The 23,407-nt window shown below is 39.4% G+C and carries 17 protein-coding genes; 11 read left to right on the forward strand and 6 right to left on the reverse strand.

The window, feature by feature from the left end:
- Positions 1-50 precede the first annotated feature (50 nt).
- The 3 genes from ACDG22_RS02060 to ACDG22_RS02070 form a co-directional block, all read right to left on the reverse strand.
- Positions 51-1,631 carry a DUF6029 family protein gene (locus tag ACDG22_RS02060; RefSeq protein WP_270242825.1) on the reverse strand — a complete coding sequence of 527 codons (1,581 nt, stop codon included), beginning with the start codon at positions 1,629-1,631 and terminating at the stop codon, positions 51-53.
- Positions 1,632-1,640: 9 nt separating this feature from the next.
- Positions 1,641-2,132: a TlpA family protein disulfide reductase gene (locus ACDG22_RS02065; protein WP_204481594.1), complete on the reverse strand. Its 492-nt coding sequence runs from the start codon at positions 2,130-2,132 to the stop codon at positions 1,641-1,643.
- 157 nt (positions 2,133-2,289) lie between these two features.
- The gene (locus tag ACDG22_RS02070; protein ID WP_270230520.1) at positions 2,290-4,830 is read right to left on the reverse strand and encodes a hypothetical protein; all 2,541 of its coding nucleotides are present in this window, start codon (positions 4,828-4,830) and stop codon (positions 2,290-2,292) included.
- A 513-nt stretch (positions 4,831-5,343) separates the two neighbouring features.
- On the opposite strand from ACDG22_RS02070, the gene mnmA reads away from it, so the two are divergent.
- Positions 5,344-6,486 carry a tRNA 2-thiouridine(34) synthase MnmA gene (gene mnmA / locus ACDG22_RS02075; protein ID WP_270230521.1) on the forward strand — a complete coding sequence of 381 codons (1,143 nt, stop codon included), beginning with the start codon at positions 5,344-5,346 and terminating at the stop codon, positions 6,484-6,486.
- A gap of 108 nt (positions 6,487-6,594) precedes the next feature.
- On the opposite strand, the gene ACDG22_RS02080 is transcribed toward mnmA, so the two are convergent.
- The 3 genes from ACDG22_RS02080 to ACDG22_RS02090 are packed head-to-tail and all read right to left on the reverse strand — an operon-like array spanning position 6,595 to position 8,689.
- The gene (locus ACDG22_RS02080; protein WP_118482840.1) at positions 6,595-7,515 is read right to left on the reverse strand and encodes a carbohydrate kinase family protein; all 921 of its coding nucleotides are present in this window, start codon (positions 7,513-7,515) and stop codon (positions 6,595-6,597) included.
- A 14-nt stretch (positions 7,516-7,529) separates the two neighbouring features.
- A complete protein-coding gene (locus ACDG22_RS02085) occupies positions 7,530-8,132 on the reverse strand; it encodes an SIS domain-containing protein (protein ID WP_022126132.1) in 603 nt (200 codons plus the stop codon).
- A gap of 20 nt (positions 8,133-8,152) precedes the next feature.
- A complete protein-coding gene (locus ACDG22_RS02090; RefSeq protein ID WP_007567239.1) occupies positions 8,153-8,689 on the reverse strand; it encodes an LOG family protein in 537 nt (178 codons plus the stop codon).
- Positions 8,690-8,847: 158 nt separating this feature from the next.
- On the opposite strand from ACDG22_RS02090, the gene ACDG22_RS02095 reads away from it, so the two are divergent.
- From ACDG22_RS02095 to argS, 10 genes are all read left to right on the forward strand, one after another.
- Positions 8,848-10,071 carry a M16 family metallopeptidase gene (locus ACDG22_RS02095; protein ID WP_302309485.1) on the forward strand — a complete coding sequence of 408 codons (1,224 nt, stop codon included), beginning with the start codon at positions 8,848-8,850 and terminating at the stop codon, positions 10,069-10,071.
- Between the two features lie 573 nt (positions 10,072-10,644).
- Positions 10,645-11,991, forward strand: a complete 1,347-nt coding sequence (locus ACDG22_RS02100) for an IS1380-like element IS616 family transposase (RefSeq protein ID WP_004295325.1) — start codon at positions 10,645-10,647, stop codon at positions 11,989-11,991.
- A gap of 461 nt (positions 11,992-12,452) precedes the next feature.
- Entirely contained in the window at positions 12,453-13,040 is a 588-nt protein-coding gene (locus ACDG22_RS02105; protein ID WP_259320557.1) for a helix-turn-helix domain-containing protein, read from the forward strand.
- A gap of 150 nt (positions 13,041-13,190) precedes the next feature.
- Positions 13,191-16,232, forward strand: coding sequence for a PL29 family lyase N-terminal domain-containing protein (locus ACDG22_RS02110; RefSeq protein WP_370858763.1), 3,042 nt, complete (start codon positions 13,191-13,193; stop codon positions 16,230-16,232).
- 77 nt (positions 16,233-16,309) lie between these two features.
- Positions 16,310-16,780 carry a hypothetical protein gene (locus ACDG22_RS02115; protein ID WP_022124753.1) on the forward strand — a complete coding sequence of 157 codons (471 nt, stop codon included), beginning with the start codon at positions 16,310-16,312 and terminating at the stop codon, positions 16,778-16,780.
- Between the two features lie 83 nt (positions 16,781-16,863).
- Positions 16,864-17,955, forward strand: a complete 1,092-nt coding sequence (locus tag ACDG22_RS02120) for an OmpA family protein (RefSeq protein WP_370858764.1) — start codon at positions 16,864-16,866, stop codon at positions 17,953-17,955.
- Positions 17,956-18,124: 169 nt separating this feature from the next.
- Positions 18,125-18,976, forward strand: coding sequence for an NgoPII family restriction endonuclease (locus tag ACDG22_RS02125; protein WP_270212653.1), 852 nt, complete (start codon positions 18,125-18,127; stop codon positions 18,974-18,976).
- Complete coding sequence (locus ACDG22_RS02130; protein ID WP_270212652.1) at positions 18,977-19,987, forward strand: DNA cytosine methyltransferase; 1,011 nt, start codon at positions 18,977-18,979, stop codon at positions 19,985-19,987.
- A 1-nt stretch (position 19,988) separates the two neighbouring features.
- A complete protein-coding gene (locus tag ACDG22_RS02135) occupies positions 19,989-21,467 on the forward strand; it encodes a DNA cytosine methyltransferase (protein WP_270230525.1) in 1,479 nt (492 codons plus the stop codon).
- A gap of 129 nt (positions 21,468-21,596) precedes the next feature.
- Positions 21,597-23,390: an arginine--tRNA ligase gene (gene argS, locus ACDG22_RS02140; RefSeq protein WP_270230526.1), complete on the forward strand. Its 1,794-nt coding sequence runs from the start codon at positions 21,597-21,599 to the stop codon at positions 23,388-23,390.
- Positions 23,391-23,407: the final 17 nt, after the last annotated feature.

The raw sequence follows: 23,407 nt of genomic DNA on the forward strand, positions 1-23,407 counted from the left end.
TCTTTGTTTAATCGTTTATAAAATAATAGGTTTTCAATTTCAGGCTACAATCAGAAAGAAGAAGTCACTACCAGATTGGCTCCGGTATATGCCGGTGTGTAACGGCATACTCCTCCCGAGCATACATAACCAGCACGGTTTCTTCCATAGCTTAACTGTACACGGGTATTCTTACGTGTATAACTTACAGAAGCTGTATAGTAATGTACCTTTGTCGTACCATGATTATACATATCGCTTACACTGACACTCCAGCGTGGAGCCATGCTGAATTCCAGAAGAGCTGCCATCCAGTCTTTTTCATAATCAGTAGAGTAAAGATATTGCAGTTCTGCACGCAAAGCCATTTTGCTGTTGAACTTGTATGTATTGTCAACAACAAAAATATTCGAAGCATAAGTTTTGTCGTCCATTCCATGTGTAGGGCTCCACTCCTGAACAGATACCAATACAGCAGTTTTCCACTGCTTATTCCAACGGTGTTCTACATCAGCATTGATGTCACGCCATAACAAACGAGATTCTCCTGTAATATTTTTATCCGAATAAGCTGTCGAGAAATTTGCATGGAAATTCCAATAACGAGAACGGTTTGAAGCTGGGCGCAAAGAGTAATAAACATCAAACTGTCCGGCAGTTTCACCCTCTGCATTTACCTGATACGGCTCAAGATTGGCAAGCATATACGTGTACTGACGTGTTAGCGCAGGCAAATAGTTTAATGTATTTCCCGCTCCCTGTCCCTGTAAGGTAAGCATGGTATTCATATGCTCCAGACGACGGAAAGTACCCAAGGCAGAGAAATTACCTGTAGCATATCCTACTTCTGCAAGAATAGCATTACCATCCACTTCGGTTGCAGATGAAATCTCCGGTAAGTCTTTCGTTTTTGTTACATATTCAGCGCGGACATCCAGACCATTCCAGTTAAAATTACCACCAACAGCATACATATCCAGATTGTTTGTAGTCAATCTGTCTACATAATCTGCATTATCTTTCAAGTTCTCATAACGATTTACATAGCTACCTTCCAATTGCAAAGATGCACTTTTCCAACCGGCAATATCAGATAAAGATAAAGTAAGGTCTGCTCCACGCACTGCCGATTCAGCATAATCCAAATATAAACGTGGTCTTCCATACATACCTTTCAGTGACAGGTAATTTTTATAACTGTAGTGTCCCCATACACCTTCTATCGAATTATTAAATCCCAAGGTACGGTCTTCATAACTGCGGAAAACAAGTCCACTTCCATACTGGTCAAAGATATCTCCTACACGAAATCCAAAATCTCCATCTTCCCAAGCAACATATTTTGAACCAAGAATCGTACGGCGTCCATTTCCATAAGTACCGTAGTCATATCCTTGTAATGCCGGCAAAAAACCCTCCAACTGAATGCCTGCAGAAAATTTGCCACGTGTATAGTCCAGTTTCAAATAATTGTTCGAACCGAAATGATCGTCAGGATTAGCTGCAGCCGCTCCCAGTTCACTATCATCTACATAATAAATACTGTTCGACTCCAGACTTCCAGTAAGTGTTCCTTTATCACGAGTCTGAGCATGAAGAACGGTTGTTGCTCCAACAGCCGCCATGCATAATATCATCATTTTCTGTTTCATCGTGCCGGATTATTTTTGTTGTAATTCTTTCAGTTTCTCAAACAACTCCAATTCGCTACCTGGAGTGTAACCGGTATGTGAATATACGATATTCCCCTGACCGTCTACAATAAATGTATGCGGAGTAAAGGTTACATTCATTGCACGCTTCAAATCCTGGTTTTTATCGAATACGCAAATAAAGTCCCATCCCGAACCCGAAGCCATAGAGCGCGCACGAGTAGAAAAACGGCTATCATCTATCGATACAGCAACAACTTCAAAATCTACTTCTTCCTGCCATTCTTCCAACTGATCGTTTATAGCATTCAGCTCCATCAGACAAGGTTTACAGGTTATTCCCCAGAATGACATAATAAACGGCTTACCATTCACTAATGAAGATATTTCAACAAGCTTTCCATCTGCATCTTCTACTTTCACATTCGAAAGTTTTCCTTGTGCTGCCACTTGCAGGCAACCGCATACCAGGCAAAACACTAATAACAGTTTTCGTAACATAGTAAATTTCCCCTTTTATTTTTTAGAATTAGTACCTAAAAATATTCCGTTCGGAAAGGCTCAGTCAGGCAACAGTCTGTTCTTATGAAAAGAGCCGTTCCAAACGGAATCATCATTTATTTTAAAACGAACATTCGCAATTATCTGCTATACAATCTTATTTCTGTATTTTCTTAATGAAACTACTCTTTGAACAATCTATTGTAACAGACTCACGTTTCAACTTGCGTGCAACATCTGCCGACGGCAAGAATGTCTTAGGCATATTCTTGATTGTTGCAGTCTGATAAGCTGCCCATGGAGTTGTAAGCATATTCTTCGTAGTCGTCTTCAAAGATGTTACAGATGACTTCAAAGTTTTCATGGCAGAAGCATTATTGCGTGTTAAAACAATATCACCAGAACCGTAGTAAGTATTATAAATAGTATTATTATACATACCTGCAAAGAAAGGAGTCAATGTCATTCCATTATATTCATAAGCCTGTATGGTAAGTCCGTTTCCATCCTCATCAACTTTTACAGGGAAATCTGTATGATAAGCACTAGAACCATCATAACCCATAATATAGTAAGTAAACGGTGTATTCCAATCACTCAAAGGAGGCACGGCATACAGATTTGCGCTCAAAATCACAGCATACAGAGTCTGTCCGTTTTCTTCTACAGGAATTACTTCGAGGAAGATCTTAGGTCCATAGTCGAAGAACAAATCATCAGCATCAACAGCAGAATAGCTGATATTGTTAAACAAATCCCATGGGCTAGCATATTTGTGCGGGAATTCACCTTTAAAGCGTCCTACTATACGATTCTTCATTTTATAAAAATCAATTTGCTTCTCACGCGCCTGGATATAGTTTGCTTTTTCTTCTTCAATATAAAGCTTAGCTTCTTCTTCAGTCATGTTCTTCATTGTCATGATTGTATTGACAAGCTTATCATAGTCAGCATATTCACCAGCTTCTTCCGGTTCTCTAGAGAACTCAACAGGGAATGTAATTGTTTCAGTTTCTCCATTAGAACCCTGACGGTTGAATGTAGCATTCCATGTTCCACACAAATTATCCATGATAGCCTGTCCGTCTGCATCAACCGGAGTTCCGAAATCCGCTACTGCCGTAGCTTTTGCCATATAAGGTTCTGACAAATCCTCGTCCTCATTATAAGCCTGTACAACCAGCATATTTTCTTCTTCCGCATATGAGTTGAAATACATCTTATAACCTTCAGAACTATTTATAGCCTGTATCACGTCTGCATCTGTAACATCTAAACCATAGTTTGTCACATAGAATTTCTCATCCATACCATATTCAGGGCGAAGTGACGCATTCCATTCTGCCATAGAGTTTTCTACATAACGGATACCTCTACAGTCACCATTAGGAGCTTTGATTGTATAGCTGACTTTATAAGGCTGATCAGGTTCTACATTGCCAACAACGGTCAATTCTACATCTGGCTTAGTAGACTCAACAATTTCATACACTTCTTCCTGGGAGCTCTGTTTAGAGTAATCATCAGCAAAGTTACAAGTAATGAACAAATGATACTTCTTACCGATACTCATTCCGGTATATTCTATTTCCTGCGGTTCTACAAGCCGTGTACTTTCATTAAACACCAATGCAGGAACACCTTGTTCACCCACATATTTTTTCATCAATTCATAATCATCTTCCGAAGTCATGTATACTCCGTAGCTCAGCGCGCCATCCGGAGGAGTAATAGCTACTTTCAGTTTAGTTTCGTTCTTCTTCAAGACAGTTACAGTTGCCTTTTTATCTACCCGGTCAGCGCTTTGAGCATAGACCATCTGTTTGGCATACATTCCATTGAAAGTAACACCTTCATCTGACCATTCTTCTGTATAGTCGCCAACAGTCGGAGCCAGCGCCTGACTCATCAACATGCCACCGCCATAGTCTACTTCATAGTCCAAATTACCTTCTTCATCAGATTCACCAACAAGGATAACATAAGCTGTACCCTGAGTAACCTGCCATTCTCCCCACATCGGATCATCCGGATCAACCTGAACACCACTGGTTATAGTGATGTCCTGAGGACCACAAGAAACGCCAACAGACGGATTTCTCAAAAAATCCACATCAGTCTGCATAAACTGATCTTTCATTGAATTATAGTTCAACGCATCGATAAAAGACCATTTATAATACACACCTTCAGGCATTTCAATATGGAATTTTATTTCATCACGAGTAGCCGAGATAATAGTAATACGTCTTGAATATTCCGGAGTTGTAAATTCAAATCCTTTTACCTGATATTCGGTTCCCACTTTAAAGGCAAAAATTGCCGTATACTTTGTATTTCCATTCAGGCCATATAAGTAAGCAGTATTCTTACCATCCTGAGCTGTAAATATGCCGTTACCATTTTCCTTTTCAGCATTGGCAAACATAATCTCTCCGTCAGGGAAGTCAGATTCGGAAACACTTCCTTCTTCTACTTGATAAGTATAAGTTTCTACCCCTTTCAAATTCAAGGAAATAGTAGCCGAAGTCGCATAAATGGCACTACCCTCATCTCCTTTCCCACTCTCAATCTCAATAGTTACTTCTGAGCCTGGGCCTTCTCCCGGAGTCACCTCATTATTGTCATCGCTACATCCTCCTAATACCAAAAGGAATAACATCGATAAACAAAAGACCGAAAATTTAAATTTCTTCATAAAAAAGAATTTTAATTAATTAATATAAATCAAAAAATACTCTCTACAGAACCTTATTTTTTATCCAATAAGCCTTCTTTTTACTAACTAATTGTTGTTAATCGAGATGCAAAAATAACCAGAAGATTGGAAAAATAAAATAAATTATGAAAAAAGTACGAAATATTATTGCACAATCAAACATTATAATAAGAGGTGACATATTATTAATTATACACACATAAAGAAGATAAATCATACCGTTTTGATACAATAAATAAACACATAAGCAAAAAACGACACATCAAAACTTTACAAAATTTGTTAAATACCAAGATAGAGTATCATTTTACTTTTTTAATAAAATCATCTTAAATCTTTTAAGAGTTTAAAGTATTTACAAAAAGCCATAGTGTTAAAAAACACTAACTGAATTGTTATACAATATTTATAAACACATATTCTACAAACATTCGTAGAAGAATTCTGTTTTTATCTTTACTTTTGTCTTATACAAACGGCAGATTTTACAACATGGAAAAAGAGAAACGAATACTAGTAGGAATGAGTGGAGGAATTGACAGTTCCGCTACCTGCATTATGCTACAAGAACAAGGTTATGAAGTTGTAGGTGTGACTATGAGAACCTGGGATATACCTTCCCACTTTTCAACTCCGGAACAAGAGCAACCCAACGAAATATTAGAAGCAAAGGCTCTAGCCGAACGTCTGGGTATAGAACATCATGTTGCCGATGTCCGCGAGGAATTCCGCAATGTCATCGTACAATATTTTATCGACGAATACATGAAGGGACGTACTCCCAATCCTTGCGTCATGTGTAACCCGCTGTTTAAGGAACGCATCTTATGCGAATGGGCCGACCGTACCGGCTGTGCACAGATTGCCACAGGACATTACTGCCGACTGGAAGACAGAAAGGAGCACCGATATATAGTAACCGGTGATGATCCGACAAAAGACCAGTCATATTTTCTATGGAAACTTCCACAAGAGATATTGAAACGTATGGTGTTCCCATTGGGAGGAATGACCAAAACCGAGGTAAGGGCTTACCTCGCAGAAAAAGGCTTTGAAGCCAAAGCCAAAGGAGGAGAAAGCATGGAAGTCTGTTTCATCGATAAAGATTACCGGGACTTTTTGAGAGAACACTGTCCGGATATCGACGAACGAATCGGAACAGGATGGTTTGTCGACAGCAAAGGACTGAAGTTAGGTCAGCACAAAGGTTTCGCCTATTATACTATCGGACAGCGCAAAGGACTGGAAATCGCACTCGGACGTCCGGCGTATGTTCTAAAAATCAACCCTGCCAAAAACACAGTCATGCTGGGAGATGCCGAACAGCTGAAAGCCGAGTATATGCTTGTAGAAGATATAAATGTAATAGATTTACAGGAATTGCTGGAATGCCCCGACCTGTCCGTACGAATCCGCTACCGTAGTCGCCCTATTCCTTGTCAGGTTATCTTACTGGATGAAGGACACCTGCTTGTAAAATTCAAGGCTGAAGCTTCAGCCATCACTCCAGGACAGTCGGCTGTTTTCTATGATAAAGGCCGTGTATTAGGTGGAGGATTTATCGCTTTCCAACAAGGCATAAAGAAACTGATAGCCGAAAATGAAGAAAGAAAGCATGTTTTGTCAAGTACGTGAAGGCACACGAAAAATATGCCGAGAAATCAGGAAAAACTTCTCGACATATTTTTAAAATTTGTACAAAAAATCAAGTACTTTACATGAAGTTTTTGAGGCACTTCAGCATTAGCGGTAAGACTCCGCAAATTCCTTTGATACAGAATTACTTACACTCTTACACACGTCTGCACTGAAATCCATTCCGCAGCGGATGATTGCATCCCAATCCGCTTCCGTCAGTTCGGCAAGATCAGCCCGACGGACACGATATTTCAGCAACCCGTATACCACACCTGCATTAAAATTATCGCCAGCCCCAATGGTACTTACCGCTTTCAGCGGAGTCACCGGATAGTCCTTACATACATGTTTCGTACGCAAACGGACATCACCATCGGCATCGGTACAGATAAAGTTCGGACAGTAGAATCCTACATGATTGCTGTACACCTTATCGGCATCCGGCTGACGGAACATATTCTGAAAATCTTCTGTCGAACCCCTTAAGATATCGGCATACTCAAAGTTCTCTATAATAGTAGGCATCAACTTAATAGCCTCATTAGCATGCGTACTGCGGAAGTTGACGTCATAATATATGATTGCGCCTGCATCATGAGCACGGTCAAGCAACTCTTTTACTTTATCACGCAACACAGGAGTAATAGCAAAATAAGAACCGATCATGATAATATCATCACTCGATATTTCAGGCATATTTACTTCCAGCCTCTGGCGAGGATAGTCTTTATAGAAAATATACTCGGCATCATTCCGTTCGTTCAGAAAAGCCAGCGACACCGGCGACTTTCCCTCCGGGAAGACATTCACATTTGCCGTATCAACTCCGTTTTCGCGCATGTTTGCCAGAATCATCTCTCCCACACGGTCGTTTCCCGTTTCACTGATAAAAGTAACATTCTGTCCCATTCTTCCCAGTGAAATTACAGCGTTATAAACAGAACCGCCCGGGACAGCCGCCTGTGGCTGTCCGTCGCGGAACAGAATATCAAGAATCGTTTCACCTATACCGATAACCTTTCTCATAAGCAAAAATCTGTTTATTTACTCAACGCACGGGAACGCTCGCCCAGATAACCTCCATGATGGCGCTTGCTATATTCTTCAATAGTAAATCCTGTCTGCTTCATAGTTTCTACCACCAGTATATCTCCGATAACAGTCATGATGGTAGTAGAAGTAGTAGGAGTCATACCCAACGGACAAACCTCGTCCGGATGTCCGGTAGCAAGACAGATATCCGCAGCTTCAGCAAGCGGACTTTCCGGATTTCCGGTAATGACAATCTTCTTCAACGACGGATTCAAACGACCAGCCAAATCGGTCAGTTCCACGATTTCACGCGTTTTACCCGAATTGGATATAAGAAGCAGCAAGTCATTTTCCTGCAAAATTCCCAAATCGCCATGTTGAGCTTCACTGGGGTGAAGAAAAACAGCAGGAATACCCGTAGAACAAAAAGTAGTAGCAATGTTCATGGCAATCTGTCCGGCCTTTCCCATTCCACTGGTTACCAGCTTTCCTTTTTTGCGGTGTACTTGTTCTACAATCAGCTCAACGGCCTTCTCGTATGCATCTGTTACGGGAATATTCAATACAGCCTGTGCTTCACGCTGCAACAGTTCGTGAATAGATGAAATCATATTATGATGAGTTTAGTAAATTAATATTCGAGTAATTGTTTCAGCTCATCGAAAGTGTTGGCCACAGTGAAATAATTTTTCAGCGGGCGATGAGCGAAGTGTTGTGTTTCCAGTCCGGCAAGAAATTCAAGAATCCCGTTCCAGAAACCATTAACATTATAAAATATCACTTTCTTTTCGTGATAACCTATTGTGGCGGCAGCCATGACATGAAATATTTCATCGAGCGTTCCCACTCCACCAGGCAACGCAACAGCCACATCTGCTTCTTGCAGCATGATATCCTTACGGTCACTCAGATTGACAGCACGAAACGTCACATCAAGCAAATCGCTGACAGCTCCCCTTTCTTCCAACTTGGTAGGAACAACTCCCATTATCATAGCTCCATTTTCTTTTGCAGAGCGGGCAACAGCCTCCATAAGTCCTGTATTCGAACCTCCATAAATGAGCCACTTTCCGGTTTTACCAATCCATGCACCCAGTTCGGAAGCTTTTTCGGCATAAATCGGATCGATGTGATCGGAAGCCGAACAGAATATTGCAATTTTATTCATAATACCTTAATTTATATAATACCGCAAACGGCCAGGAACAGCCAGTGCAGTCTGTAGCGAAGAAAATCAATATACCTGCAAATATCTGTATTTTTTCAGTTACGACAATAAGTATTATTGTATTTTTGCAACGAAAATCCATGCAAAGAAGAAAACTCATGCCATACAATACTTTTATTTTGCCAAACGGACTGCGTATTATCCACGCTCCCAGCCCTACCAATGTAACATATTGCGGATTTGCCGTCGATGCCGGAACGCGTGATGAATTTACCAACGAACAAGGGATGGCTCATTTTGTAGAACACCTTATATTTAAAGGAACCCGCAAACGCCGTGCATGGCATATCCTGAATCGCATGGAAAATGTAGGAGGCGATTTGAATGCTTATACTAATAAGGAGGAAACAGTTATATACAGTGCCTTCCTGAAAGAACATTTTTCCCGTGCCGTGGAATTGCTGACAGACATTGTTTTCAACAGTATCTTTCCCGAGCAGGAAATAGCCAAGGAGGTAGAAGTCATTATCGATGAAATACAAAGTTACGAAGACAGTCCCGCTGAACTGATATTCGATGATTTTGAAGAACTGATATTTCCCAACCATCCGTTGGGGCGAAACATACTAGGTAAACCGGAACAGCTCCGCCAGTTCGGAAGTCAGGATGCACTTTACTTTACTGGAAGATATTACAAGCCTGCCAACATGGTATTCTTTGTTCAGGGGGATATCGATTTCAAACGGGTAGTTCGCACCATAGAAAAAGCTACGGCAGACATTCCTTTTTCAAACGTAGACAATTACCAACGTCAGGCGCCACATGCCTACCTGCCCAAGCAACTCACTCTACACAAAGACACTCATCAGGCACACGTAATGATTGGTGGACGTGGATACAATGCCTACGATGAACGACGAACAGGCCTCTACCTACTTAACAATATCCTAGGAGGACCCGGAATGAACAGCCGGCTGAACGTTTCACTGCGTGAAAAGCGCGGGCTTGTATACAATGTAGAATCGAACCTCACAGCTTACACTGACACCGGAACATTCTGCATTTACTTTGGTTGTGATCAGGAGGATGCCGATTACTGTACCGAACTCGTACATAAAGAACTTAAAAAGTTATGCGACCGTCCGCTTACAGCCACACAACTACACGCTGCCAAAAAACAAATCATCGGACAAATCGGAGTGGCAAGTGACAACTTTGAGAATAATGCACTTGATATGGCAAAATGCTTTTTACACTACAAGCGCTACGAAGAAAAAGAAGAAGTATTTCATCGTATAGAAGCATTGACAGCACAACAACTGCAAGACATAGCAAACGAGATGTTTTCCGAGAATTATTTGTCAATATTAGCATATAAATGAAATGTTACACTAATTTTTTTGTCTATTCATAAAAATACCTTAGAAAAACAAACAAATATTACAATTCGACAAATAAAAATTTTTGTCAATCATACATATTTCATAAATTAGCCCTCACAAGAGTTAATAGATTTTATCTATATATAAAAGATATTATGGGGGACAATGTTTTAATACTTGAAATCACATCAGGAATATGCTGTATACTGACAGCCATATTCTTACACTACTCAGCCATACCCAAAAGCAGCAATAAAAAGAATTACCAAAAAGGGTACACAGTAGTAAAAATAGCATCTTTAGTGCTAGGTATATCAGCGCTATTGTTTGCCTACTTTGGGAATGTTATAGACGCATATGACAAAAGAAGCTTTATACAGATAATACTTCCGGTAGAAACCCTATTGGTTTTCTGGGTATTTGTATACCCATTATACGATAAAAACAAACTAAAAAACTTTCTTAACCTGAATAATTCATAGTCTCCACAAAAAAGAGAACGCCCTTCTTGTATATTTGCAAGAAAAGCATTAACTTTAAGGTGTTAAAAATAAACTTAATACCGGCGTTCTCATGTGCAAAGATACAACAAATAACGGAGTCAGTCAAGAGAAAAATCTTTTTTCTTTTCAAGACGTGCTTCCTGACAGGAAAATTCAGGTCGATTTCAATGCCCCGGACATCTCGTCCAATGGAGGACTGGTGCTTGTCGGTCTAATGAAAGACAGCATAGCGCGAAAGATAGCGCGCCTAATTCCGGATTATCGAAATCAACTTTTCGTACAGCATTCCTACGAAGAGATGGTCTGCCAGCGTGTCGGACAGATAATGTGCGGCTACGAGGATGCCAACGACTGCGACCGCCTGCGCCACGACAGTGCCCTTAAGATGAGCGTGGGCCGCAAGGCATCGGATCCCGGCCTGTGCTCACAACCGACGATGACACGGCTTGAGAATCATATTGACAAAAGGACCTTATGGAAAATAGCAGAACTGTTTGTCAAGGACTACATCTCATCCTTCGACAAAGCTCCGCGTAAGATTATTCTTGACGTTGACGATACAAATGCCAACACATACGGGGCGCAGCAGCTGTCGCTGTTCAATGATTACTATGACGAATACTGCTACATGCCGATGGTTATTTTCGACGGTATGAACGGCAAGCTGATACTTCCTCTACTGAGACCGGGACGACGCAACAAGTCGCTGAACATCTTCGGTATACTGCGCAGAGTCATTGAATACATCCATAAGGAATGGCCTCACACAATAATAGAACTCCGCGGGGACAGTCATTTCTGCAGCCATGAGTTTATGGACTGGGTCAAGACACATCTTTATGTGAGATTTATCACAGGGCTGTCGGGCAATCCTGCGCTTATGAAGAAAATCGACAAGCAATTGCGCCGTGCCAAGGGGGATTTCGAACTTCACCATGAGGATGTACGCCGTTACTACAGCTTTGAGTACAAAGCCAAATCATGGAAATACAGACAGAGGGTGATTGCAAAAATCGAAGTCTCCGACAAGGGTGTAAACGTCCGCTTCATAGTCACAAGCAACCGTAACAACAAGCCCGAGACAGTATATCGACGTTACTGTAAGCGCGGCACAATGGAGCTATGGATAAAAGACCTGAAGTATTTTCGAGCCGACAGGATGTCGTGCAGTTCTTTCAGAGCCAATATGTTCCGGCTGTTTCTATATGGCGCGGCATATGTGACCGCATACCGTCTCAGGTCGAAGGCTTTCTCCAATACAGAGGTCGGCGCCTTCACGATGGACAGCTTCATGAAGCGGATTATGCTGAGTGCCGTCTTCATAGTCGAAAAAAAGACTTTTATAAGGTTCAGCTTTTCCCCACACCATCGACACCTTGAAGCTTTGTCGCAAGCCTTGACGAGACTCTCTGCCTGACAAGTGGAATAATCTGAAATCAACCTGAGTCCGATTCTGTAATCGGACTTATAAGTCATATCCGCTCCATAAAAATGGACGTGATAATCAGACCTGAGCATGCCGAAATCAAGGCTTCGGACAGGATTATAACTCTACATCAAGCGGTCATTCGATGATAGACATTAGTTGGAGGCTTCAGATTGTCCCCATATCTGTTTTGATAACCTGAAATGAATCCACTATGAATAATGTAGGTTAAGTATCAGGTCTTTTACACAACGGTATTATGTACAGCAAACATCATCTACCTATTTGTAGCAAAGGGAATGCCTGGAGAATGGTTTTACTACCTGCTGGTATCATGCTATGTCATACAATTTGCCTTTTATACAATAATATACATACATATTTCGAGGATTTGGCTTAAAAAGAAAAATATTGAATCGAGCAACTTTAAGAAATATCCATTCCGCATATGGATGGCAGCATTTATCATAGGTGTAATGGGCATAGTAGCAGAAATTTACCCAAACGAAATTTACTTGCAAATATTTACTTTATGCTATACGGTATTTTTCATTTCCCTTGGCATACAGTATCACAACTACAGTATCATAGCACCAGTTGAAACGACAAAAAAAGAAGAAGCAACAGCATCAGAGGGAACAAACAATAAAGCTGAGACATCTAAGCAGGAGGAGAAACGCCACGGACAAGGCAATGACATAATTAAAGAAAAAATTACAATATGGGTAGAACATAAAGGATATCTACAACTAGGTGTCACCATACAAGATTTAAGTCGTGAAATCGGTATAAACCGTACATATTTGTCAAATTACATAAACGAAACATACCAGAGCAACTTCAACGGATGGCTAAACGACCTCCGCATTGAAGAAGCAAAGCAAAAGATCATATCATCTCCTGAAATAAACTTGAGCGACCTTGCTGAAATGGTAGGTTTTGCAGATCAGGCACATTTCAGCAAGCAGTTCAAACAGAAAGAAGGAATACCTCCTTCCGTATGGAAGAAAGAACATCGCGCCAAAAGTGAAAAAGATTAATATTTTACATTTTTGTCGAAAAATACACAATTATATACAAATAGACAAGCAGGAACGTAGCATTTACGCTTAGATTTGCACAATAAATAAAGGCGATAAGATATAAAACAAAGAACATTATCAATTATCATTCATTAATTAATTAAAAGTATGAAGAAAAAATTCTATGGAGCCCTTCTGTTAGGAAGTGTACTTCTTACAGGGGGTATGGTATCTTGTTCTGATTACGATGATGACATTAACAGCTTGAACGACCGTGTTGCAGCAGTTGAAGAAACTGTAAAGGGACTTCAAGAAAAGATTAATGCAGGATGCGTAATCACAAGTGTCGACCCAACAGAAAATGGAGTTAAGGTAACATTAAGCAACGGTGAATCATTCGAGTTGTTAAATGGCGCTCCAGGAGCAGCAGCTACAGTAGAAATTGGAGAGAATGGAAACTGGTTTATCAATGGTAAAGACACAGGCAAGCCATCTAGAGGTGAAAAGGGTGAACAAGGAGAACCTGGAGATAGTGGAACAGCAGCTACTGGTAAGTACTACAAACCCGGAGAAAATGGATATTGGATTGAAGTTACAGTAGGTGCAGACGGTAAAGAAACAGAAACAGAAACAACTATCAGCTGGACTCCAGAAGGAACAATGACAGCTGTATGGGATTCTGAAAATGGCAAACTGTTAGTAAGCAATGTTAAAGGTTATAATGGAATCTTAAGCATTTCATTAACATCTGAATTGAAGTCATTGGTATTCCAACCTGAATTCTATTACCAAGGAATTGAAGCAATGGAAGCTAAAACATTCAATTACACAGAAAAGGGTGTTAAAGAAGTTAATGCTGATGATGATTTTACAACTGATGCACCAACAGAACTTGATGGTGTTGCAATGACTCCGGGATTAGTTGCTAAATATCACATGAATCCATCTTCTGCAAATTGGAAAGACATCAAATCACTGAGCTATATATCAGATGATAAGAACTATACAAGAGCTGGAGGTGTAGTTAAAGCCAATGTTTTTGATTGGGAAGGTGAAGAAGGTATTTTAACTGTTCACTCTCAATTGACAGATGGTACAATCAAAGATATCCAAAACGATGGTAAAGTTACTGTTTTAGCTTTACAAGCTAATTACTCTGGAAGTGAAAAAGATACAATCATCACTTCTGACTACGCAGCAGTGAAAGCAACAAATTACAAAGACATGGTACTTGCCAATGCCGCTTTAGGCCAACCGGTACATACTATGCACTTATATACAAATGCACAAGATGCAATCAACAATGCAGCTAGTCATGAAATCGTATGGAATCATGAAGGCTTAGATGTTGCAACATTAGTTCAAACACATTACGATGACAGCCAAAACAGCCATGTTGCATGGGATGTAACAGCAGCAGATAAGACTGTTGAAGACTATGGATTCAAATATAGCTTCGAACTTGTTGGTTATCACAAGGGAAATAACAGAACATCAGAGAGTGCACATGCTGTCATGAAAGGTTCTTTATTGAAACCTTGTATGCCAGTAGACGGAAAACAGCCAACATGGGATGCCGCAGAACAGAATAAAGCGGAAAAAGATCGTGAACCATTGGTACGTGTTATCTTAACAGATACTGTAAGCAATAAAATAGCAGCTGTAGGATACGTTAAATTCAAAATTGTTGAAAAAGCTACACCGACAGAAAGTGAAGTTATCTTGACTCCTGAATTTGGTTTCAATTATGAATATACTGTAAATTGTACAGAAACAGAAAAGCCATTGCAGATCGAATGGCATGACTTCGAAGAAGATATTCTTGCACAACTTGAAAAGCAAGGAATTTCTAAAGAAGACTTCCACACTAACTTCGAGTTGGATGGTGGCAACGATGACGCAACTCAGTATGATGGTAAGCTTGCTACATCAATGTCTACTTCTAAGAAAGGTATTGTAAAACAAACCATTACAGATACAGGCGCTGAAGAAACTCAGATTATCACTTGGACTCTGAAGAACAATGAAGCTTATCAATTGTTCAAGAACAATAAATCAATCTCTGTAATCGTTCGTTATAGCAAAGAAATCGAACCTAATGTATATCAGTTCGTATATGTAACATTAACTTGGACTCCTAATCCACGTAACGTACAGCCAGCTGGTACTTTAGAAAACTCTGATAAGATTAAGAATTATTGGTATGCATATAATTCAGCAACTCCAGGTAGCGGATACAGTGATATCCATGCAAATGTTGAGACTGTAGGTGAAACAAATGCTGATGATGAATTCAAATCAGATATTTTGAATACATTCGATGGCAATAACGTAACTGTTTCAGGTGTCAATGCAGTATATACAGCATTCCAAGATGCTAACTTAACCAAAACATTTACATTTGTTGATCCACAAAGTACTGATATGACTCCTGTAAAAGGTAATTCAGGTACTATGTACGATATTACAGTTGGTGATAATGGAACAACATTATATGCAAACGTAGTTAACAATCCTCTTGTAAAACAGGCTGTAGTTAAGATCAAGGGTTCTATTTTGGAATATCAAGGCAAAGATAATGAAACTCTATATTCGTTTGCTAGAGATATTTTGAATGCAGCAGATCATGCACAATTCGTGGCTAACAATGAAGGCAAGAAAACATTTACAGCACAAATTCAGATTAATGCTGAAAACTGTAGTTATGTTCCATTTGAACTTGAAAACAATGAATTCTTTGCTAAGTTCTTACGTCCGATTACTATCAGTGACCCACATGAAACAAACTTTGTGGACGCTACAACAGGTGGTGCTAAAGCTGATTTGAAATTGACATTTGTAGACTGGCGTGATCATAACTTTGATAATGCATCTGTTACTAAAGGTCAGAACTATTATAAATATTATGATGTTGAATCAATCGCACAGAATGGCGATATTATGACTGACTTAAATGGAACAACAGGTGTATTTGACAGAAAGTTAAGTGATGTAACAGGAAAAGTTAAATTCACATTTACAGCTCCAACAAAATCTGAAATCCAAAATGGTAATGGTATCGTAAATCACTATTTCGGTACATTAAACTATGAAAATAATGGTACGACTGTAGGCGATTTCCAGATTAAGGTTCCATTTGATGTAACATACGATTGGGGTACAATCCAAGTATATGTAATATGTAAGATTTCTCAGACTGAAGCTAACTAAGCATAAGCCTAGAATTCTAGAAATAATTAAAGTAAGGGGCTCAAAGCCCCTTACTTTTTATACCTAAGTAGGAAAAAATGAAAAAATTAAATATCATTGCTATAGCAATTTGCTTATTAAGTTTTTTTTCATGCCAATCAGCTGATAAAAATCAGCAAAAAGATTCAGACACAACTGAACTAAATAGTTTTGTAAGTGGACTGGTAAAAGAAGATACAACATCTGTTGAAAAATTAGTAAACACATATATGACTTATGCACAAAACAAGCAATACAGTGAAGCTGCTGCAATGCTTTTTAAACCAGATACAACAGATATATGGAATGAGCCAGTACCTCTAGACAATGATGAAATGGAATCCGTAAAGGCCGTTCTTAAACGTTTTCCAGTTCTGAGCTATAAGATTACAAATATGGAATTCCGAACTGCAGTCGACAATGAAATAAAATGTTCATTTGTAATGAATGACTCATTAAACATAACAAGCAGTTGGACTTTCAGACCTATGAATTATTTAGGAGGATGGCGCCTCTGTTTAATGAAATGATTCCACATATTATAGCGATAATATGCAACTCTCTTAAAAATATTAAACCATACCAATGATTTAACTTTTTAAATAATTACATTATGCATTGGAATAAATTATTAACACTATTAGCAATTGGATTAATTCCAATAACAGCTAAATCACAAGTAGTACAATCTTCAACTGAAGGAAAAACAGAGTTTGTTCCTCATTGGTTCATGCAAGTACAAGCCGGTGCAGCACACACACGTGGCGAAGCGAAATTCGGAGACTTGATTTCTCCGGCAGCTGCTATCTACGGCGGCTATCAGTTTACACCGCTCTGGGGATTGCGTGCCGGAATAAGTGGTTGGCAGGCTAAAGGAGGATGGGTATCCCCACAAAATGCCTATAAATACAATTACTTACAGGGTAATGTAGACGCTACACTAGATTTGAGCAACTTGTTTTGTAGTTATAATCCTGACCGTTTCTTCAATGCATATTTATTTGCAGGTGTAGGACTAAACGGAGCTTTCAATAACGATGAAGCTGTAACACTGGCTAACAAAGGCTATGATCTGCGCTACTTATGGACAGATAATAAGATCAGCCCGGTAGGTAGATTCGGATTGGGTACAAATCTGAGACTGACTTCAAATCTGTTCTTCAATATCGAAGTAAACGCTAATGTTTTGTCGGATAAATTCAATTCAAAGAAGGCTGGCAATGCAGACTGGCAGTTTAATGCGCTTGCCGGATTCACTATCAAATTCGGAAAGACTTCACGCAAGACAGAACCTGTTTACTATGAACCAACTCCTCAACCAACACCCGTTGTAAAAGAAGAGCCCAAACCGGTACAGCAACCTGCTCCGGTAAAACAGGAAAAGGTTAGTATGACAGAAAATATCTACTTTGCACTTAATTCTTCCGCTATCCGCAATGAAGAAAAAATGAAGATTGAAAAACTGGCAGAATTCATGAAAGAACACACTGAATGTAATATTACTATCAGTGGATATGCAGACAAGCAGACTGGTAATGCAGATATCAACATGCGCCTTTCTAAGAAACGCGCTGAAAATGTAGCTACCCAACTGAAAGAAATGGGTATCGACAGCCAGCGTATCACTGTAGATTACAAAGGTGATACCGTACAGCCATTTAGCACACCGGAAGAAAACCGTGTAAGTATCTGTATAGCAGAATAACAGAACCCTTTAATTCTTCATAACATGTAAGGAACGTCACTCTCCTATTCCCTAGGGAGAAGATGACGTTCCTTTTTTATATAAAAATCGTTCATCTCATAGAATTTTATTACTTTTGACCCCAATATAAACAGACTGGAATTTAATATAACAAGAGCGGTAAAGATATATGGGTGGCAATATACTAACAGCGATACAAGCTATTGTAGAAAAATCATCTCTTGAGATCGTCGAGAATCCACAGGGGGATATTCAAAATCGAGCAAACCAAATGGGGGCTGCTTTTGAAGATTTTGTGAAGAATGCATTTGCAGGTTGTTTAGATCAAGACATACGCTCTATAAAGAAGGCATATAGTCGAACATTTTCTTATCTAGGCAATAGTACGAACCCTCCTGATGCTATGCTTATTAATAGTGATGCAATTGAAATAAAAAAAATAAAAACGCTTGGAACATCACAACTCCAATTGAATAGTAGCTATCCCAAAAATAAGCTTCGTTCAGGCAATCCCAAAATATGCAACGCTTGTCGTACGTGTGAGAAATGGGAAGAGAAAGACATGCTTTACGTAGTTGGACAGATCGACGAAAAAGAATTGCATAATATATTTTTTGTATATGGTGATTTGTACTGTGATTCACATGATATTTATGAAAACGTTGAGAATGTGATAAAAGCTGGTCTTGAATCGCTTGACGAAGTAGAACCTGCAGAAACCAATGAACTTGGGAGAATTAACAAAGTAGACCATCTTGGAATTTCAGATCTCCGAGTACGAGGTATGTGGCTAATTAAGACACCGTTTCAACATTTTGAGTATTTAACGGATGAAATAGTAAACTACAAATTTAAATTGGTGGCATTAATTCCTGAGGACAAATACAACGACTTCGAAAATATTGACGAGTTTGAAGAATTTTGTAAAGAGAATGGAGTTTCTATATCTAATGAAGAAATAGAAGATCCGCAGAATCCAGCTAATTTGATAAACTCCAAACTTATAACATATTATTATTAAATGAAACTCATTAGTTTATTCTCTGGAGCTGGTGGGCTTGATAAAGGTTTTCACAATGCAGGCTTCCGAACTGTTGTTGCAAACGAGTTTGATTCCAAAATATGTCCAACTTTTAAGGCGAATTTTCCAGATACGCATCTCATTGAAAGTGACATTAGAAGTGTGAAAGAAAGCAAGTTCCCTGAAAGAGTTACAGGTATTATAGGTGGGCCTCCTTGCCAATCATGGAGTGAGGCCGGTAGTCTTAAAGGAATAGAAGACGCGCGTGGACAGCTATTTTATGAATATATCAGAATATTGAAGTCCACTCAACCTTTATTTTTTGTTGCTGAGAATGTGTCGGGCATGTTGGCTAAACGTCATTCTGAGGCTGTTGAGGGTTTTATGAGACTTTTTAACGAGGCTGGTTATGATGTTAATCTCAAAATGCTTAATGCCAATGACTTTGACGTTCCAGAAGATCGCGATCGTGTCTTTTACATAGGGTTTCGTAAAGACTTAAATATTCGTGATTTTGAGTATCCAACTCCATGTGAACATAAACCAACACTTCGTGAATGTATTTGGGACTTAAAAGACAACGCTATTCCTGCCTTAGAAAAAAACAAGACTAATGGTGATAAGTGTGCAGTTCCAAATCATGAGTATTTCATCGGTGCTTACTCTCCAATATTCATGTCTCGCAATAGAGTAAGAAGTTGGGATGAACCGGGTTTTACTGTTCAAGCAAGTGGTCGACAATGTCAGCTTCATCCTCAGGCTCCCAAAATGATAAAAATCGAAAAAAATAAACAAATCTTTGTGCCAGGTCAGGAACATCTGTATAGAAGAATGTCCGTGCGTGAGGTTGCTCGAGTGCAAACTTTTCCTGACAATTATGTATTTCTCTATACTGATGTTAATATGGGATATAAGATGATTGGTAATGCCGTACCCGTAAATCTTGCTTATCATGTTGCTATGAGTATTCGTGCTGCGCTTGACAGGCATGGTATAAATTATCAAGATTAAAATGAATATTGTGTCACTCTTTGCAGGGTGTGGTGGACTTGACCTTGGTTTCGAAAAGGCAGGATTCAATGTTGTATGGGCTAATGAATATGATAAGTCTATACATAAAACATATAGACTTAATCATCCTGATACTACATTGAATACATCAGATATACGCACACTTTCTGGTTTAGATATTCCTGATTGTGATGGTATTATTGGAGGACCACCATGTCAGGCTTGGAGTGAAGGAGGGAAACGTTTAGGAATAGAAGATTCTCGTGGGCAACTATTTTTTGACTATATTCGAATTGTCAAAGACAAGCGGCCGAAATTTTTTGTAATAGAGAATGTTCAGGGGATTCTTGAGGGAAAGCACAAAGATTCTTTGAACTGCTTTATAAGGCTACTCAAAGAGGCGGGATACAGAATAAGTTATGAGCTTTTAAACGCAGCTGATTATAAGATTCCACAAGATCGGTTTCGTGTATTTTTTATCGGGATAAGGAATGACCTGAAAAACAAATTTCAGTTTCCTGATGCAGTAAATGAAACTCCTATTACTCTTCGTCAAGCGATAGGTGATATAATAGAAGAACCTCGATATTATAAAGATGAACCAGTTCTTGAAACAAATAGTCAACGTGCTAACCATGATACTTACATAGGTCCATACGATAGTAGATATATGGCTAGAAATAGAGTTAGAACATGGAACGAAACTTCATTTACCATACAGGCACAGGCGAGAAATGCTCCACAACATCCTCAAGCTCCTAAAATGACCCATATTTCTGCTAATCAATGTATTTTTGCTTGTGGATTTGAACATTTATATCGACGCTTAAGTGTTAGAGAATGTGCGAGAATTCAAACATTCCCTGACAAATTTGTATTTAAGTATTCTAATATCAAAGACGGATATAAAATGGTTGGTAATGCAGTACCACCTCGTCTAGCTTGGTATATTGCGAATCAAATGAAACAAGCTTTTTCCGATTTGATGGAATACAATGAGAATGATAAGTCAATAAGATCTCGAATAATCAAACAGGTTTCAGTAAACACAATTGCTGCACAATATCCTCGAAATATTATAAATAATTCTATAATTCGAGATTATTCAAATCTTGATTTCGAGAAGCATGTTTTGATTAGTCTTATACCACAAGAGAATACAAGCATCTTTCTTGACGGGTCTGCTAAAATTTATTATACTGGAAGAAAGTTTCCTTCAACAATTCACCTTAATAAACTCTTCTATTTTATGCCATATATAAAAGGAAATGGAATAAAGGATTTATATTTGATTAAGGTTGCGAGAGTAGGAAGTAAGCAAGAAGCCCATCCAGAATGTCCGGACAATGACTACCGACTTATATTTGAGGTTGATTTTATTAAGCATTTTTTTAAGGAATACAAGCCTGTACACCTGAATATTTGGCATACCTTCACTGATACAATTCTCAGTGAATTGCTAAAAATGAAAGAATTATAGGAGATTGAAATAATTAGAATGGGTAACGGAATAGTACATATTTCTTTTTAAATCCATTCATAATCGGGCGAGTTTCACTATCTTTGCGCAAACTGATAAATGTCGGGAAATACAAAACCATATATACACATGAAAATAGAAGATAAACTGACTGCCTCCGTCATCAACGGGGTAAAAGAATTGTACGGTGCAGAAGTGCCTGCCAAAATGGTACAATTACAGAAAACCAAGAAGGAGTTTGAAGGTCATCTTACGCTTGTGGTTTTCCCTTTTCTGAAAATGTCGAAGAAGGGACCAGAGCAAACAGCACAGGAGATCGGTGAATATCTGAAACAGAACGAACCGGCTATCGCAAATTATAATGTCATCAAAGGATTCCTGAACCTGACTATCGCATCGGATGTATGGATTGAACTGCTGAACCGCATTCACGCTGATGCTCAATGGGGTATCCAGAAAGCTACCGAAGATGCTCCGCTGGTAATGATAGAATATTCATCACCGAATACAAACAAGCCGCTGCATCTGGGACATGTCCGCAATAACTTGCTGGGGAACGCACTTGCCAATGTAATGGCTGCCAACGGAAACAAAGTCGTAAAGACAAATATCGTAAACGACCGTGGTATCCATATCTGTAAGTCAATGCTTGCATGGCTGAAATATGGTAACGGAGAAACTCCTGAATCATCAGGCAAGAAGGGTGACCACTTGATTGGTGATTATTATGTGGCTTTCGACAAACACTACAAGGCTGAAGTAGCTGAGTTGATGGAAAAAGGCTTGAGCAAGGAAGAAGCAGAAGCTCAATCGCCACTGATGCAGGAAGCTCGTGAAATGTTGCGTAAATGGGAGGCAAATGATCCTGAAATCCGCGCTTTGTGGAAGAAAATGAATGACTGGGTATATGCCGGATTCGACGAAACATACAAGATGATGGGCGTCAGCTTCGATAAGATATACTACGAATCTGAAACATATCTGGAAGGTAAGGAAAAAGTGCTGGAAGGACTGGAAAAAGGTTTCTTCTATCGAAAAGAGGATGGTTCTGTATGGGCTGATCTGACTGCAGAAGGTCTTGACCATAAGCTGTTGCTGCGTGCCGACGGTACTTCTGTCTACATGACTCAGGATATTGGTACTGCGAAGCTTCGCTTCCAGGATTTCCCGATCAACAAAATGATTTATGTAGTAGGAAACGAACAGAATTATCACTTCCAGGTGCTTTCTATTCTGCTCGATAAGCTGGGATTTGAATGGGGTAAGGATCTGGTTCACTTCTCTTACGGTATGGTGGAACTGCCGGAAGGTAAGATGAAGAGCCGTGAAGGTACGGTAGTAGATGCAGACGACCTGATGGAAGCAATGATAGAAACAGCGAAAGAAACCAGCAGTGAACTGGGTAAGCTGGATGGCCTGACTAAGGAAGAAGCTGATGATATCGCACGTATCGTAGGTCTGGGTGCGCTGAAGTATTTCATCCTGAAAGTGGATGCTCGCAAGAATATGACATTCAACCCGAAAGAATCTATCGATTTCAACGGTAATACAGGTCCGTTCATCCAATATACATATGCTCGTATCCAGTCTATCTTGCGTAAAGCTGCTGAAGCTGGTATCACTATTCCTGCTGTTATCCCGACAGGTGTGGAACTGAGCACAAAAGAAGAGGGACTGATTCAGATGCTTGCTGACTTTACAAACGTGGTACGTCAGGCCGGAAGTGACTATAATCCGTCTATTCTTGCTAACTATGCGTACGATCTGGTAAAGGAATACAACCAGTTCTATCACGATTTCAGCATCCTACGTGAAGAAAATGAAGCATTGAAGGTGTTCCGTCTTGCTTTGAGCCAGAATGTAGGAAAGATCGTCAAACTGGCAATGGGACTGCTCGGTATTGAGGTTCCTGAACGTATGTAATTAAGACATTAATCATA

This window comes from Phocaeicola coprocola, from assembly GCF_041333015.1.
Taxonomy (GTDB): Bacteria; Bacteroidota; Bacteroidia; order Bacteroidales; family Bacteroidaceae; genus Phocaeicola; species Phocaeicola coprocola.

Coding starts and splice junctions, on each gene's coding strand:
- ACDG22_RS02085 (WP_022126132.1), bottom strand. CDS start 8,132: ATGATTTCATCTATTCACGAACTGTTGCAGCGTGAAGCACAGGCTGTA.
- ACDG22_RS02120 (WP_370858764.1), top strand. CDS start 16,864: ATGCATTGGAATAAATTATTAACACTATTAGCAATTGGATTAATTCCA.
- ACDG22_RS02065 (WP_204481594.1), bottom strand. CDS start 2,132: ATGTTACGAAAACTGTTATTAGTGTTTTGCCTGGTATGCGGTTGCCTG.
- ACDG22_RS02130 (WP_270212652.1), top strand. CDS start 18,977: ATGAAACTCATTAGTTTATTCTCTGGAGCTGGTGGGCTTGATAAAGGT.
- ACDG22_RS02100 (WP_004295325.1), top strand. CDS start 10,645: ATGTGCAAAGATACAACAAATAACGGAGTCAGTCAAGAGAAAAATCTT.
- ACDG22_RS02090 (WP_007567239.1), bottom strand. CDS start 8,689: ATGAATAAAATTGCAATATTCTGTTCGGCTTCCGATCACATCGATCCG.
- ACDG22_RS02095 (WP_302309485.1), top strand. CDS start 8,848: ATGCCATACAATACTTTTATTTTGCCAAACGGACTGCGTATTATCCAC.
- ACDG22_RS02115 (WP_022124753.1), top strand. CDS start 16,310: ATGAAAAAATTAAATATCATTGCTATAGCAATTTGCTTATTAAGTTTT.
- ACDG22_RS02105 (WP_259320557.1), top strand. CDS start 12,453: ATGGCAGCATTTATCATAGGTGTAATGGGCATAGTAGCAGAAATTTAC.
- ACDG22_RS02060 (WP_270242825.1), bottom strand. CDS start 1,631: ATGAAACAGAAAATGATGATATTATGCATGGCGGCTGTTGGAGCAACA.
- mnmA (WP_270230521.1), top strand. CDS start 5,344: ATGGAAAAAGAGAAACGAATACTAGTAGGAATGAGTGGAGGAATTGAC.
- ACDG22_RS02070 (WP_270230520.1), bottom strand. CDS start 4,830: ATGAAGAAATTTAAATTTTCGGTCTTTTGTTTATCGATGTTATTCCTT.
- ACDG22_RS02110 (WP_370858763.1), top strand. CDS start 13,191: ATGAAGAAAAAATTCTATGGAGCCCTTCTGTTAGGAAGTGTACTTCTT.
- argS (WP_270230526.1), top strand. CDS start 21,597: ATGAAAATAGAAGATAAACTGACTGCCTCCGTCATCAACGGGGTAAAA.
- ACDG22_RS02125 (WP_270212653.1), top strand. CDS start 18,125: ATGGGTGGCAATATACTAACAGCGATACAAGCTATTGTAGAAAAATCA.
- ACDG22_RS02080 (WP_118482840.1), bottom strand. CDS start 7,515: ATGAGAAAGGTTATCGGTATAGGTGAAACGATTCTTGATATTCTGTTC.
- ACDG22_RS02135 (WP_270230525.1), top strand. CDS start 19,989: ATGAATATTGTGTCACTCTTTGCAGGGTGTGGTGGACTTGACCTTGGT.